Below are 15,170 nucleotides of genomic sequence, written 5' to 3'. Positions count from 1 at the left end.
CTGATTTCTATTAATTTAAATATAAATTTTATCACTCAAACTGAAAAAAGGTTTTGTCACATCTATAAAAATAAAGATAATGATATACCCAGTATACCACATTAAAATCAACCTAAGAACTTCTTAAAATTTGATATTAAATGTTCTTTAGGCATTGACTCAATAAACTCTACAAGATCAGTTATTTTGTATAATGTATCAATGTTTAGAATTAGACCTGAAATGAATGTTAACTCTATATCATTATTTATATATTCTATACCGATCGAAAAAGACGTGTCTTGATATTTGATTGCATATTTTATCTTATATTTTTGTTTCGAATTTGTAATTGATTTTATAGCAAAATCGCTCATGTTTACATATTCTGTAATCCGATTATCTACAGCATTTTTAATATGATTACGTATCTCATTCATGAATTTCCTTTTAAAATAAGGAATAAATGTACCAAAAAATTTAAAGAATTGAAGTATTAGCATAGGAGTATTATTTTAATACAATTAAACAATACTTTGATGATTGAATACGAATTAAATAGAGGCTTAGTAGTGAATTATTGTTTAATTAACCCGTTGGGTGTAATTATTTGAAGTAAAATAAATTGATCAGATATTGGTCAAGATACTGAAATTCAGTATCTTGAAGTTGCAAAACAGCCAATATCTATGTCAAATATAGTGAAAAATTATTTTAGAGTTTTAGAAGTTATAAGTTCTTTGAATTGTGAATTAGAATATAAATCAGATGTTGGCAGAAAACAAAAAATGTCTGATTTAGAGGTAGTTGCACTAAGTTTAACGGCTGAATTCATGTCTATCGATAGCGAAAACTCCTTATTTAAAGAGATAAATTGTAAACAGATTTCCAATTTAATTGAGAGAAGTCAGTTCAACAAAAGAAGAAGGAAGTTGTTTTTATTCTTAGAAGAAGTAAGAACAAAATTAGCTTCACGGTTTTTAGAGTTTGAAGATTATTTTATCGTGGATAGTATGCCTTTGGAGATTTGCAAATTTGCCCGTCATAGGAGAATTAAAATCTGTAAAAATGAGTTTGAAACAGCTCCTTCAAAAGGGTTTTGTGCTTCTCAAAACAACTGGTTTTACGGATATAAATTGCACGGGATTTGTTCTGTAAATGGAATTTTTCATTCATTAGACATTACTAAAGCAGAAGTTCACGACGTTCATTTTTTGAAAAATATAAAACATCAAATGTCTGATTGTGTGATTCTTGGCGATAGAGGTTACTTGTCTCAAAGCATTCAATTAGATTTATTTCAAACAGTAAAAATTAGATTAGAAACGCCAAAAAGAGCTAATCAAAAAGATTATAAACCACAACCTTATGTCTTTAGAAAATCAAGAAAAAGAATTGAAACATTATTTTCACAATTATGCGACCAGTTCCGAATTAGAAACAATTATGCTAAAACTTTTGAAGGTTTTAAAACAAGAATTTTAGCAAAAATAACAGCATTAACATTGGTTCAATATATCAATAAATTCATTTTTGATAGACCAATTAATAATATTAAAAATCAAATAATTTAATTACACCCAACGGGTTTTAATTATATATAAACTATAAATATTAAACAATCATATCATGAGAACCCTTTCAGAACACATTCAAGAAAGTTTCACACCTGTAAAAGAAGAACAACAAACAGTTATAGAGAATCAAACTGACAACCAAGAAGAAGTTGTTAATGAAGATAAATCTGTAGAAAAAGAAAAACCGTCTGAGTAGGACGGTTTTTACATGAATAGCACATATGGCTATTAAAACTTTTAATAACATCTACTCGTGCTATTGTAATAAGAAGATAAACTATAAGATTCGACCGCATCTTTCGTAGAAGCCTTGTTATTATAATATTGTAAAAAATCACGTTCCTTTTCTAAATCCTCAATCTTATTCAATTTTTCTTTTAGTGAATCAAGATTTTGATTGAAGCTTATTTTCTCTTGTTTAGTGAATGTTTCTGAGTCATATCTTTTTTGACCTAACCGATTCAAATATGTGTGTTTCTTAATTATAGCATTGCAAGTATTTACATTTGTCTGTGCCGATTGTAGTAATGCTAAATATTTAGTTTTCCATACTTTGTACTCTTCTGTATTTCCAAGATTCTTGTATTTAATGTCGTCAAGTTCAATTTTTAATTGTCCTATAAATTTATTAGACATAACATAATACATTTCATTTGTACTGGACTTTTCAATTATTGAGAAACCATTAAATTCATCACGTTGATTGCGATATTCATTTGATCGTGAGATTAATTCGTTTTTTACAAATTTGTAAGCTATATCTTCATTGATTAAGGAATATGACTCTGGTAATTCTGTGAAACCTCCTGATAAAGCAGTTAGATCAACAGAGTTTTCTGCTATCACATAAACTGATTTTTTAGAAAGTCTATCTGATAAGACTCTTCCTGTTTCAGTTTTTTGAATTGTAGTTAATTCTTTTTGCGACTCTAAATACGATCTATAATCGTTGGTCTTCTCAGGTTCTTTTATTTTGATTTTTTGAATCTCAGATTGAAAAGTTTTTAGGTCATTTTTACTAGACCGTTTGTCTTTTTCGTAAATCAGAATTTTTCTTGTAGATGTTGGTTGGTTGGAGTTTGAAGTTTTGACGAAATCTCCAAGTTTAATTCTATCATCAGTAACTGATACCTTAATGTCGAATTTATCAGCTAATGACTGGGATTCAATTAACAGCTTTTCTTTCACATCATACTTTTCATTAGAATCTAAGAAAACATTGATGTTGTTTATTATTGCTATTATGGCTTCTTTCTTTTCTTCATTGGTCTTTAAAGCAGTATTATATAAATCAAATGCTGGCTTGTATTGTTCAAGTCGTTTTAATTCTCGTTTATAATCATCAGTTAAGACTTGACCTTCAATATAAGGATAGTAATTAACCTCTTTACTGATTACTGGATAAATTTTGAAGTTTTCCAAATTGTACTTTTCAATAACTTGCTTGGATAATTCAGGAGTAATACTAAGTTTTTCTTGTGCTAATGCTTTTGAAGAAGTCAGAACAAAACAAGAAGTAGAAATAATGGCGTAGGCCAAATGCATGCAGTACTTTCGATAGTGCTTTTTCATTGTGTGGTAATTAGGATTTATAAATGTTTAATGTAAAAAATAGGCGTGGACATTGTACCACACTAAATCCAGGATTACCACACCCTTAAACAAGCAATGATACAAGCCACGCCATGACGGCGTACCTCATATACATTATTTGCTTGTTAAATCGAGAAGCCGTTGAGCTTCAGAGTGGTAATTCGGATTTAGCAATAACGTAATTAAGCACGAATATTTTTACATTACAAAAATAAATAAAAAGGATGACGTGGAACAATGAATGTTATATACATATTCAAAATAAATAAAATTATTTTTTGGAATTATGGATTTCCGTAATGTATAGTTTAAAAAAAAGTTTAAATTCGTCTCATATTTAACTGTCAATCAATTAGTAAAAGTAAAACTATGGGGAATATGTCATATAAGTATGGTAACGAGACTGTGAACATCCAAGAAAATAATGGAAATAGTTGTTTTATTGATTATATTGAAAAGGAAATAGAAGCATATAGATGGGTTTTTAATGATATTAATGATCCTAAAAATTTTATCCCATTAGCAAAAGATCCTCAGTGTAGTTCTGCGCGAAGAAAGTGTGGAGGTTGGGCTTTATCTTTCCACCTTACTGAAGATGCTTCAATAGAAATGTGGCAGAAACTTAATGATATTAAGCCTAATCAGTATAAAAAAATTGGTACTCACATAGCTAAAGGTCAAGTTTCAAAATCAGATGGCAAATGTAGCGAGACTGATGAAGAGTCTCATTTCAATTTAATTGAATATGAAAATGTAGATCTACAAACTAAATTTAAGATAGTTAAGCAAATTGTTTCTGATGAAATAATGGCTTCTTTATAAATTTCTCACAAAAATGGAAAACAATATTAAAACACCCCTTGGGGAGTTAACATATTTAGGTGACTTATTATCAACAGCTTATCCGACAACAGTTCTATATCACAATGATAAGAACGAGCCTATTATTGTTGAATGGCTTGATGAAGTTCTTGAACTTGATTTATATGTTATGTATAAATCAACAGTTGAAGCTCTTGAACAATTCATAAAAGGTATAATATCTCATTTGGAATTAATAAAAGTGGCTGATAAATCGCAGTATTTTCAATTTTATGATTCCATTTTTAATGGCGATTTTCAAAAGATAAAATTCAATAAAATAGATAAAACTTCACTTCCTAAAGAAACAGTATATTTTAATGAAAAACTTTCTTCAGATTATCTTTTAATAGCTGATTTTTTCAATATTGAATTTCAGAGTGATGCTACAAAGAATGAATATTTTAAAGTATTAGAAGCTTTTAGTGAAAAATCAAATACTGGTCTGTTACGCCTTCATTTAAATGAAGGAGAAAATGTTGCGTATGGTACAGTTGATACAAACGTGCTAGGACGGCTATTGATTGGATTTGAAGACTTATACCACGAAACAGCAATTGATGTTATAAGAGGCAATGACAGAAAACCTTTAACAAAAAGATTACCAGAAGATATTTCTATAATAGAAATGTCTTCTACAGAAGTATACATACAAGAAGCAGCATCTTTTTCAATCTATTTAAAGTCAAAAACTGATGCGCAATCTGAGTCAAAAGAATATGAGTATGTAAGTGATGAAATATTCAGTAATATTAATGAATTAATTTGTCTAGCATCAAATAAAAAGAAGTTAGAATCTATTAAATCATCATTTAACTCAAAAGTATTTGATAGTCTTTTAAATTTTTCAGAGATAATTTTAGAAAACAAAGTAACGTTAGATTTAGATTATTTTAATTCAAAGTCTCATAAAAAACTTACTCAATCAATAAAGCCATCTACTGCTCACATAATTCATAACAATATTGTAAGTTCAACAATTGAAAGAAATGACAGCATCAAATTGAGGGGTCGTTTTACTATGTTAAATACGAAAACTGGCTATTTTGTTTTTAAATCTAATGAAAAAATGCAAATTTCGGGGTATGTATCAGAGTTAATTAAAGAGAATATGAATTCTTTTAATTTCAAAAATAAATATGACATTGTAATTCGACAGAACACAATTACAAGGTTAAAAAGCAATAATTTAAAGATAGTAAATACGTTGGAGAGTTGTTTTGTTGCCGATTAGTAATTAAGCAAAATTGTGGTAATTATTTTTCATCCTCTTCTTCATCCCTAAAAGTCATTCGCATTATTCCACTATCTTTAGATGATGTTAGTTTCATTAAATCAGATAAATCTTCGTCAAGAGGTTTTTCTTTGGGAACATCTTTTATGTCTTTATTGTTTAATGACTCTTTAATATGTTGAGTTAATGTTTTCATAGTTTTACTTTTAGATTATGTATAACTATGCAATCAACTCTTTATAACTCAATCTCTCATCACAATTAATCAACGTAAGATTAAATTGTTCACCTATACCTAATTTACTGATATTGTAACGGTATGCAAACTCATCACAATAGAGATGTAGGTGTTTATCACTTGTGTAGTGATACATTCCAATGATACCTCGTTTTAAGAGTCCCCAAAAACCTTCAATTCCATTTGTGTGGTATGCTCCTTTTTTGAAGATTCCTAAGTTATGTTTAATAATTTCATGACTATAATGTTGATCTAGACCTCGATATCCCATCCAACCGTCACTTACTATAGTTGAACCTTGTTTAACTTTTGAATTAATTATTGTTTTTAAAGTTTTACCCTTTGTGTTTTTTACTACTTGAGTATAGACAAGTCCATTATTCAACATTCCAAATACAGGTGTTTTTGTTTTAAGACTTCTTCCTTGAGTGTTTTCTACTTTTTTATTTTTCTTACGATTCTTATTTTTACCACCAACGTAAGTTTCGTCGACTTGCGTAATACCATCAAATTCAAAATCTACTCTCATTTTTATTGAATTTCGAAGTCTACTTAGCATGAACCAAGCTGTTTTTTGAGTTACTCCTATTTCTCTCATTAATTGATGACTGCTTATCCCTTTCTTATTAGTTGTAAAAAAAGAAACTGCCATAAACCATTTTTGTAACGGGATTGTAGATTTTTCAAATATTGTACCAACAGTTACGCTGAAAGGCAATCTACAATCTTTGCATTTATATCTTCCTTTCTCTTCGCCTCTTGTTAAAATTCGGTAGTGATTTTCTCGTTGACTTCCACAATGCGGACAAATTGGTTCTCCATTCCAACGTAATTTCTCAAGGTGTTCACGACATGCTTTTTCTGTGTTTAGAGCCTTTGACATATCATACATAGATTTAAAAATCTGTGATGTATTAAGTTCAATATCAGGATGCTTAGCCATATTTGTTTTATTAAAAATAATACTTTTTGGCGTTACAGGTAATGTTTTTCTTACTTTATTTCGACAAGTTGTTAACAGTTTTATAGGGTCGGGAAACCTTACAGATACTGGTTTTGGAGCTTCTATTTCCCATTGAGAAAGTAATACATATAGAATATCTTCTCCTGTTTCATTAACATCAAAAGGTTCAAAATATTCGTCAAGTTCTTCCGATAATTCTTCGTCAAGTTCGTTCTCACCAAACTGTGAGAAATCATAGGTATCATAGCAAGAATTGAAGTCGTATTTAATAAAAGTCATAATTTTTGAGTTAGTATTATGACGAATTCAACAACATTTGAAAATTAAATGAATTTGAATTGAAAAAGTTTGGAAAACGGAAATTTTGACGACTTGTTATTATGATTTTATAGTTTTATTTTTACAATGTTTAAGTTTTAATAATACGATAGAAATGGGGTTTCCTAAAAAAGTTAAAAATCAGATTTTAGTTTTATGTGCTCGCCATTGTTGTGTTTGTCATAAGAATGTGGGTTTGAATATGGAAATACATCATATCAAACCAGAAGCTGAAGGTGGAGAAAACACATTAGAAAACGCAATTGCTTTATGTTTTAATTGCCATTCTTTTGCAGGTCATAATTATAATAATTTACATCCAAAAGGCATAAAATACTCCCGTGAAGAACTTTTCTTACATAAAGCAAAATGGATAAAAATGGTTGAAGAGAATAAAATATCTTCAAAAGATACATTAGTAGAATTATCAATTACTAATAAAGGTTCATTAAAACCAATTTTTATAAAGGAAATAACAACTTATATTGATAGAGATTCTTGGAAAAGAGTTTATGAGATTCTTGGAAAAAATCCTATGGAACTTATAGATGAAATCAAGTCAAATAGTACTGGAGACTTCTATTACAGAAATATTGTAAACAAAATCGAGACATATGATCAGTATATAGATTTTATGAATGGTGATTTTCCAGAGAAAGATTTTTCAAAAATGCCTGATATTAAAGAAGTCACTAATTGCCAACCATTGAATTATCTTATGCCAAGCATGCTAGGTTATAATTATACCAAAGAGAAAAATTTAAGTAACTGTATTTTAGATTTAAAATTCACAAATTATGGACCTGAAGTCTTAGAAGACTACAAATTGTATATTATTTTTGACGAGGTGGTAGAAATTGATTCTGTTAATAAAAGAAATTCATGGGATGATATTTATAAATATAAATACAATGTTAGATTTATAGAGAGTAATAAAGCTGAATTCGTTCCGGAGCAAAATGTTTTAGTACAAAACGATTCTGTAATTATTGATTCAATTTGTTTTAGGACCGATTATAAAACTAAATACGTAGTAATAAAATGGGAATTATTTGCTAGAAATTTTCAAGATGAAGGATTATTAAAGGTTCCAATTTCACCGACATTTGAAAAATCTGAGCAGACAAGATTTGAAATAAATGCCAAAGGAATGAAACCTAAAACTAGAATCCTTCCTAAAATTGTAACTACTTAATTTCTTTTTAAAGATGGTATACTGGATATATCATTATCAAAATAAAATATAACTATTAAAATAATTTGTAAACCAAAACTGAATATACAAACAAAAACCGGAGAAAAAATTAAACTACATTTTTACAATCAGTTAGTTTATTAAATTCTTCAATTGTTTTAAAGTTCAAAGCCAAATGCCTTCTTTTTTTATTGCACCAAATTTCGATGTACTCAAAAATTTCAAGTCCCATCTGTTCTCTAGAAATTAATTTACTGCCGTAAAACAATTCGTTTTTAAAGATTTGAAAAAACTTTCAGCAACCGCATTATCCCAGCCTTCTCTTTTACGGCCCATACTTCTTGTGCTATTTTTATAGGAGTCAAATACATCAGCATTTTTTTATTTGCATATTGGATTCCTCGGTCAGAATTTGCATATTGATGTAATATAAAAATAATTTTACTCGATTTAAAAAAGTACAGCTTCCTGTAACTATAATCAAATAGAGCATTTAATTGTCGTTGTTAGGGAAACTTTCTAAAAAAAATATTTTATTAACAAATCCTTTTGGAATAATAAAAAAATTAAAATATAAAATTTCCATATTAGGTCTTAAAAAAAGTTATTATCTTTCTAATGCATAAGAAAATTAAAAAAAAAAATAGTTCTACGCTGCAATTTGGGTTTGTGGTTACTTTTAATCCTCCGAAGGGCGTTTATTATAATATCGTCTTAAACTATGAACTGCATTATTATTGATGACGAAGAAATGGCAAGAGCCATCATGGGAAAAATGATTAAGAGTCTCTCCCAGTTAAACTTATTACAAGAGTTCTCAAATGCTATAAATGCCATAAAATATCTTAATCAGAATGAGGTCGATTTGATTTTTCTGGATATCCATATGCCTGATTTTACCGGTTTCGATTTTATTCAAACAATTGAAAGATAATAAACTTGTAATTGTTTTGAATAAAAAAAGTGAATTGCTTGAAATACAATATGGCTGGAAAAATGTGCCGGATGTTAATTTGATAAATTCATCGGGACTCCCTGCTTCTCCTTTTAGAATTCAATTTTAAAGATTAATTTTCAGATGTTTTGAAGTTGAAATTCTGGAATGCGCCTAAAAGTGGTTCTGTCGCATCTCTTAGATAACTATTATATTTAGATCTTAAAAATACATTAAATGAATACCAAAGGTCATTGTTATCCCAAAGCTATTATTTTGCAGGCTGTTTATTTCAAATTACGATTTACATTGAGTTACCGAGATGTTGAGGAAATAATGAAAATGCGAGGAGTAGCAGTTGATCACGCTACAATTCAGCGTTGGGTATTTAAATTTTCACCTCTGATTGACTCGGAACTCAAGAAGAGAAAGAAGAGTGTAGGAGCCAGCTGGCGAATGGATGAAACGTATATAAAAATAAAAGGTGTCTAGTGTTACTTATATCGAGCTGTTGATAAATGGGGTAATACCGTTGATTTTCTATTGACCAGAAGGAGACAGAGAATGAGTGCGCAGTCATTTTTAATAAAAGCGATAAAAAATAACTGCAGGCCAACGGTAATAAATATAACAAAAGTGGCTCTAACACCAGCGCAATAAGGGTTTATAACAAACGATCATTTTCGAATATAAAGATTCGTAAATGTAAATATCTCAACAATATTATTGAACAAGACCATCATTTCATCAAGTGGCGGATACAAAACGGCTTGGGTTTTAAAAGTTTTGCTTCTGCCAAAAGAACCCTGGCAGGAATTGAAGTTGTACACATGTTGAGAAAAAATCAGATGCTTAACCCAGGAACAAGTATCTTCAAATCATTCTGTAAATTAGCTGCATAATTTTGGGATTCCTGATTTATTTCGGATTCACATGGCAGATGCGACAGAGCCGGAATTAGAATCCCCCATTTTTTATGCAATATTCAAATTAATACTCTATAAAGAAATCTATTTATAATACTTTATAACACAAAAAAAATCTAAATAAAGACTAGAATTCAGCACTCGCAGATTAATTTTATCCTCTTAAAATTTATTTTCAACTTCGGCGGCTTGGAGCATTAAATAATGCAGATCGGTATTTTTAACAAAAGGCTTTAAAAGCTCGCTCCCAGGTCCAAACATGGCCAATTCAACATAGTCTGCGGAATGATCCATGCTGATCCATCCGACAGAATTTATTTTTCCCTGCATTTCTGCAAAAGCTCTATAAGGCAGCTTTTTGTAATTATACAAGCCGTCCTCTTTATGTAATCCATCGTAATAACCTAACACGGTTTTAGCCTCTTGGTCAGCAACCGAATGTCCATTCGCTTTTTCGATAATTTCTTTTACTTGTGAAACTGTCGAATCATGCTTAATCTGGTTCAATATCCACTCATTGGTCTGGGTATATTTTTGAATACTGTCAAAGTTATCGTTGGCGTATTTCCCATAAATAATTCCCGGATTTGCATTTCCATGATCTGTTGTGATAATAACTAAAGTTTCTTTGTCTTTCTCAGCAAAATCTATAGCCGCTTTTACAGCCTCATCAAATTCAATCTGATCGTGAATCAAGCCTGCAATATCATTGGCGTGTGCTGCCCAGTCCACTTTTCCGCTTTCAACCTGCAAAACGAAACCATTTTTATGATTCTTCATTCTGTCGATTGCCTTTTGGGTCATTTGAGCAAGACTGGGAATAGTCTTTTTTAAATTTTCATCACTATTTCTATCTACATAATATGGAAGGCCATCATCTGAAAAAACACCTAAAACGGACTCCGAATTGGATGCACTTTCCATTTCAGATTTCGTTTTTACAACCTGATAACCTTTAGCTTTAAAAGCGGCATACATGTCTTTTTTATCTTTTCGCAGTTCCGGACTGAAATAATTTGCTCCTCCGCCCATCATAATATCAAAACCAAGATCCAGATATTGCTGGGCTATATCTTCCTGAGCATTTCTACTTTTGCTGTTCACGCAGAATCCGGCTGGAGTGGCATGAGTAATGGGAACGGTCGTGACACAGCCCGCCATTTTTCCGCCTTTTTTAAATTTTTGCCAAATAGGTAAATGAGGCTCTCCTGTCGGACTTACATTCAGCACACCATTATTGACCCTAAAACCACCTCCCCAGGATGAACTGGCTGCAGATGAATCTGTGACTATGGAACTCGCAGATGCCGTATCCATTAAAGCTCTTGAAACTTTGTTGTCTTTATACAACTGTAACCAATTGGAACCAATGCCATTTTTTCTGCTCAAAAACAAATCAGCCATATTCAATGTTCCGGTACTCATTCCGTCACTGACTAACAGTATAATATTTTTGGCTTTTTTGTTTTTATTAACTTCCTCTAAATCTAAAACATTGGCAGAGCCCTCCAGAGGATTCATCATCACTGCTCCAATTGTAAATAAAGAGCCATTCTTAAAAAACTTCCTTCTGTCCATTTTTTTAATATTTATAAGTGTTTTCAAATATAATCAATAAATTATTTGCTCTATCAGCGACACACAACTCATTACTTTGTCTGTACTATGCTCTTTTACAAGTATTTACACTTTAAACAAACTGCAATCATCTGTAATTTAAATTCCATACGAAGCTAAAGTCTTTGCTGTTCTTCGGTTTTCTTTTTACCTGAATTGACTAATTCTCCCCCAAAATTATATCGTAAGGTTAGGCTTACGCGACGCGAATCAGGTTTCTCATTATAATAATAATTTGTCAGACGACTATTTGAGTATCCTATTTCGCGATAGCTGTTAAATACATCATTTACCGCTATGACAGCATCGAGTCCTTTGATCAAAGTACGCTTTACTCCAAAATCTATAAAAAACACATCACCTGTCACATACACCCCGTAAAGCTCGCTTGAAGTATATTTGATGGAGATATCTGCTGAATAGTGTTCAAGGAATTTAACCTGCTGCTGCAGGGATAAGTTCCAGGCCCATTGCTGCAAATTGCTTTGATAATCTGCCTCAGATATGGGATAAAATATGTAATTAACACCAGTCAATACCTGAAGACCCCAACTGTCAGAAATTTTTAATGGCGTTACAGTATTAAAATCAAAACGGTCATAATTCCTAAAATTAGCACTCTGGGATCTAATTGTTACACCATTGGGATCATAAGAAAGTCTGCGGGATATGTAATTGCTGCTTTTACTGTATTCCATATTAAAAATATATTTATTGGAAAGTACATAGGAGGTTGTGAAAAGCCTAGCCGTCTCTGGAACTAAGTCGGGATTTCCGTAAAAATAAAAATATTCATCATTGTACCACCTTACCGGATTCAGCCCCGAATAAGCCGGCCTGTTGATTCTTTTGCTAACAGCGATATTGATCCTGCTGTCATCCTGAAATTGATGGCTGGCTGAAAAATTAGGAAAGAAACTTGTATAGTTGTTGCTTCTATTAACCATTGCATTGGCAAGATCAATTTCCGAGATCGTATGCTCTATTCGAAATCCCAAATCAAATGAAATTTTAGCAATAGATTTAGACCCAGAAATGTAGCCGGCTATGATCTTTTCGCTGTATTGAAAATGATCGGTCATGTCTTCTATTTCAATATACTGATCCTGATCTAGTTTTTCCGAATGAAAATTATTATCATTACACACCTCTGCAAATTTAAATCCTGTTTTTAAATTAATTTCATCAAAGGGAAGCTCTGCATCGGCCTGTACCGATTTTATTTTTATGGAACCCGGCTGATGTGTCCGAATGACATTGGTAAAAAGGGACTCACCTGCAGCGCCATAATGATCTGCTGTCATAAGCGCATCAGAATAGTTGCGATACGACACATACCGGGCATCTGCAGTAATTTTTTTCCCTGCCGAATCAATTTCAAACAGGTAATCAAAATTGTAAGCATCATAATGGTACGGCTCTGTTAGTTCATAAGTCGAATATACGTTTGAAAGCAAGTTTCCAGCTCCCGCCAATCTTCCAGGTATAGTAATATATCTTAAACGGAATGTTATTTTCTCTGCTTAAAGTGATTTTTTGATCATTTTCTATAATACTGTTTCCGCTTTCACCTGTCCTTTTTCTATGCGGTGTATTATAGTCAAAGGAGGCGTAAGCATTCCATTTATCCTGGTTCATACCTGCTGAGATATTTTGATTGTTCATCCAGAAAGCACCTTTGGATATGCTGCTTCTCAAATTAAGCGCATAGCCTTTTTTCTTGTTTGCCTTTGTTACAATATTGATGAGCCCTGAATTTCCTGAAGCATCAAATGCGGCCGAGGGATTGGTAATGACTTCAATTTTACTGACATCATCGGCGCTGAGCCCCTTTAGGTAAATCGCGAGCTGGTTACCTGTTATATAACTCATTTTGCCATCTATCATTATATTGGCTCCCGAGGTTCCCTTTAGTAGAATGTCGTCATTCTGCCCAATAGTGATACCGGGAATTTTTTTAAGCACTTCGAAAGCCGATATACCGCTGTTGGCCGCATTGCCTGCAACGTTAAAAATCATTTTCCCTTTTTCAGCCTCAATTAAAGCCTTCTTATTTGTTATTACCACTTCATCAAGTGCTTTGGCTGAAATTTCCATCAAAAAGTGATGAACTGCCTTGGGACTGACCGCGCCCAAATCAATGGTATCACTTACTGATATGCCGTACTCCTGACTTTCTGCTGCGACTATATAGCGCCCCTGCTTAATATTGTCAAAACGATAGTATCCCAGACTGTCTGTAAATATGCGCTGCGAGGATACGCTGTTTTGTAAGCCCTTAAGGACTATAGTAATATTTGGTAAAGTAGTATTGTTACTACTTTTTACAAATCCTTCAATAGAGTATACCTGCGCTAAAGACCGCTGTAAAGGGAAAAATGCTAAAAAGAAAAAAACAATTATTCTAAAACTCCAGCTCATTCTATTATTCTATTATTTTGAAAAATCCTGATATGATGCTCTCACCTAGTAGTACAAAATATTATTCGTGCAAAAAAGCTGTTTCGCCTTTAACTCCGGTAGTTCTCTCAATTGGAAAAGGATCTTTATTAGAGAAAAAACCATCCTGCAGATCCATAATTTCATCAGCACTGCAAAGGCAGCTTTCCAATTGTTTTGTTATTTCTTTTTCATCCATCGAAATCCCAATAAAAACCAATTCGTTAAGCCTGTCTCCAAAATCAAGTGTCCAGCGTTCTTCGATGATCTCCTGATTCTCAACAAAACTCTGAAAATTCATTCGCTCACCCAGCGGCATGCTTGCCCACCAGACCCCGGCATTTTCTGCTTTCATAGAGCCTCCGGCCTGGCTCCAGTTGATAGCCTGCTCCGGGCTTGATGCCAGCCAAAATAATCCTTTGCTGCGGATGACTGCGCGGGGAAAATCCTTTGAAATAAAATCCCACAAACGGTAGGGATGAAAAGGTCTTGGATCCCGAAAAACAAATGAACTGATACCGTACTCTTCCGTTTCAGGAGTATGGATACCTTCGAGCTCGCGTATCCATCCTGCTGAAGTTTCAGCGTCCTCGTAGTTGAATAATCCTGTATTTATAATTTCGTTTGGATTTACTTTACCCAGTTCCGAGCAGATAATTTTGGCTCCCGGGTTAAGCTTATGAAGGGAAGCTCTTAAGGTTTCTAATTGGCTTTCTGTCACCAGATCGGTTTTGTTCAGCACAATTACATTGGCAAATTCTACCTGATCTACCAATAGATTTACAATGGTCCTATTATCATTCTCGATGTTGGTTGCCTGAATGTCTGCCAGTGTTTTTGCACTTCCAAAATCTTTGAAAAAGTTGAAAGCGTCAACTACCGTGACCATGGCATCAATATAGCTAAAACGGGACAAGTCAATATTTTCATCTTCATTTATAAAAGTAAAAGTCTGGGCTACAGGAATAGGTTCACTGATCCCTGTACTTTCTATCAGCAGATAATCAAAACGGTTTTCTCTGGCCAGTTTTTCAACTTCTAGCATCAAATCTTCCCTAAGGGTGCAGCAAATACAGCCATTGCTCATTTCAACGAGTTTTTCTTCGGTACGTGATAACGTCATTTCGTTTTTAACTAATCGGGCATCGACGTTAACCTCACTCATGTCATTAACGATTACGGCAACTTTTAAACCTTCCTTGTTGTGCAGGATATGATTGAGCAGTGTGGTTTTTCCTGCTCCAAGAAATCCTGATAATACGGTTACGGGTAATTTTTTCATTTTATGTTTTTTT

Annotated in this window: 14 protein-coding genes and 2 pseudogenes; 7 read left to right on the top strand and 9 right to left on the bottom strand. The window is 32.3% G+C overall.

Annotated elements, in window-relative coordinates; all coding sequences use genetic code 11:
* Positions 1-107: 107 nt before the first annotated feature.
* Positions 108-419 carry a hypothetical protein gene (locus LNP23_RS10505; RefSeq protein ID WP_230004835.1) on the bottom strand — a complete coding sequence of 104 codons (312 nt, stop codon included), beginning with the start codon at positions 417-419 and terminating at the stop codon, positions 108-110.
* A gap of 249 nt (positions 420-668) precedes the next feature.
* Between LNP23_RS10505 and LNP23_RS10500 the strand changes: the two genes are divergently transcribed.
* Complete coding sequence (locus LNP23_RS10500; RefSeq protein WP_428979172.1) at positions 669-1,553, top strand: IS982 family transposase; 885 nt, start codon at positions 669-671, stop codon at positions 1,551-1,553.
* 55 nt (positions 1,554-1,608) lie between these two features.
* Complete coding sequence (locus LNP23_RS10495; RefSeq protein WP_230004834.1) at positions 1,609-1,752, top strand: hypothetical protein; 144 nt, start codon at positions 1,609-1,611, stop codon at positions 1,750-1,752.
* 41 nt (positions 1,753-1,793) lie between these two features.
* Here LNP23_RS10495 and LNP23_RS10490 read toward each other — a convergent pair whose 3' ends face one another.
* Positions 1,794-3,128 carry a hypothetical protein gene (locus tag LNP23_RS10490; protein WP_230004833.1) on the bottom strand — a complete coding sequence of 445 codons (1,335 nt, stop codon included), beginning with the start codon at positions 3,126-3,128 and terminating at the stop codon, positions 1,794-1,796.
* Between the two features lie 399 nt (positions 3,129-3,527).
* Here LNP23_RS10490 and LNP23_RS10485 point away from each other — a divergent pair, with 399 nt between their 5' ends.
* On the top strand, positions 3,528-3,971 hold the full coding sequence (locus LNP23_RS10485; protein ID WP_230004832.1) for a hypothetical protein: 444 nt from the start codon (positions 3,528-3,530) through the stop codon (positions 3,969-3,971).
* A gap of 13 nt (positions 3,972-3,984) precedes the next feature.
* The gene (locus tag LNP23_RS10480) at positions 3,985-5,244 is read left to right on the top strand and encodes a hypothetical protein (protein ID WP_230004831.1); all 1,260 of its coding nucleotides are present in this window, start codon (positions 3,985-3,987) and stop codon (positions 5,242-5,244) included.
* A gap of 22 nt (positions 5,245-5,266) precedes the next feature.
* Here LNP23_RS10480 and LNP23_RS10475 read toward each other — a convergent pair whose 3' ends face one another.
* Positions 5,267-5,440 carry a hypothetical protein gene (locus LNP23_RS10475; RefSeq protein WP_230004830.1) on the bottom strand — a complete coding sequence of 58 codons (174 nt, stop codon included), beginning with the start codon at positions 5,438-5,440 and terminating at the stop codon, positions 5,267-5,269.
* Positions 5,441-5,465: 25 nt separating this feature from the next.
* On the bottom strand, positions 5,466-6,725 hold the full coding sequence (locus tag LNP23_RS10470; protein WP_230004829.1) for an IS1595 family transposase: 1,260 nt from the start codon (positions 6,723-6,725) through the stop codon (positions 5,466-5,468).
* Between the two features lie 154 nt (positions 6,726-6,879).
* On the opposite strand from LNP23_RS10470, the gene LNP23_RS10465 reads away from it, so the two are divergent.
* Positions 6,880-7,959 (top strand): HNH endonuclease, encoded by a 1,080-nt coding sequence (locus tag LNP23_RS10465; protein WP_230004828.1) that lies wholly within the window; start codon positions 6,880-6,882, stop codon positions 7,957-7,959.
* Positions 7,960-8,068: 109 nt separating this feature from the next.
* Here the strand turns inward: LNP23_RS10465 and LNP23_RS22945 are convergent, their stop codons facing one another.
* Complete coding sequence (locus LNP23_RS22945) at positions 8,069-8,227, bottom strand: IS3 family transposase (RefSeq protein WP_487320892.1); 159 nt, start codon at positions 8,225-8,227, stop codon at positions 8,069-8,071.
* A 453-nt stretch (positions 8,228-8,680) separates the two neighbouring features.
* Here LNP23_RS22945 and LNP23_RS10460 point away from each other — a divergent pair.
* Together LNP23_RS10460 and LNP23_RS10455 are read left to right on the top strand one after the other, a co-directional pair.
* Positions 8,681-8,887: pseudogene (locus LNP23_RS10460) on the top strand (LytR/AlgR family response regulator transcription factor); the annotation flags it as partial.
* 243 nt (positions 8,888-9,130) lie between these two features.
* Positions 9,131-9,795 (top strand): annotated as a pseudogene (locus tag LNP23_RS10455) (IS6 family transposase).
* Positions 9,796-9,981: 186 nt separating this feature from the next.
* Here LNP23_RS10455 and LNP23_RS10450 read toward each other — a convergent pair.
* The 4 genes from LNP23_RS10450 to LNP23_RS10435 form a co-directional block, all read right to left on the bottom strand.
* Positions 9,982-11,397, bottom strand: coding sequence for an alkaline phosphatase (locus tag LNP23_RS10450; protein ID WP_230004827.1), 1,416 nt, complete (start codon positions 11,395-11,397; stop codon positions 9,982-9,984).
* Between the two features lie 155 nt (positions 11,398-11,552).
* Positions 11,553-12,911 carry an outer membrane beta-barrel family protein gene (locus tag LNP23_RS10445; protein ID WP_230004826.1) on the bottom strand — a complete coding sequence of 453 codons (1,359 nt, stop codon included), beginning with the start codon at positions 12,909-12,911 and terminating at the stop codon, positions 11,553-11,555.
* Complete coding sequence (locus tag LNP23_RS10440) at positions 12,865-13,857, bottom strand: TonB-dependent receptor (protein ID WP_230004825.1); 993 nt, start codon at positions 13,855-13,857, stop codon at positions 12,865-12,867. The genes LNP23_RS10445 and LNP23_RS10440 overlap by 47 nt, the downstream gene beginning before the upstream one ends.
* A 61-nt stretch (positions 13,858-13,918) precedes the next feature.
* Positions 13,919-15,157: a GTP-binding protein gene (locus LNP23_RS10435; RefSeq protein ID WP_230004824.1), complete on the bottom strand. Its 1,239-nt coding sequence runs from the start codon at positions 15,155-15,157 to the stop codon at positions 13,919-13,921.
* Positions 15,158-15,170: the final 13 nt, after the last annotated feature.

Source organism: Flavobacterium cupriresistens, assembly GCF_020911925.1.
Taxonomy (GTDB): domain Bacteria; phylum Bacteroidota; class Bacteroidia; order Flavobacteriales; family Flavobacteriaceae; genus Flavobacterium; species Flavobacterium cupriresistens.
Note: the sequence above shows the minus strand (reverse complement) of the source record. Positions and strands in the feature narration are given on the sequence as shown.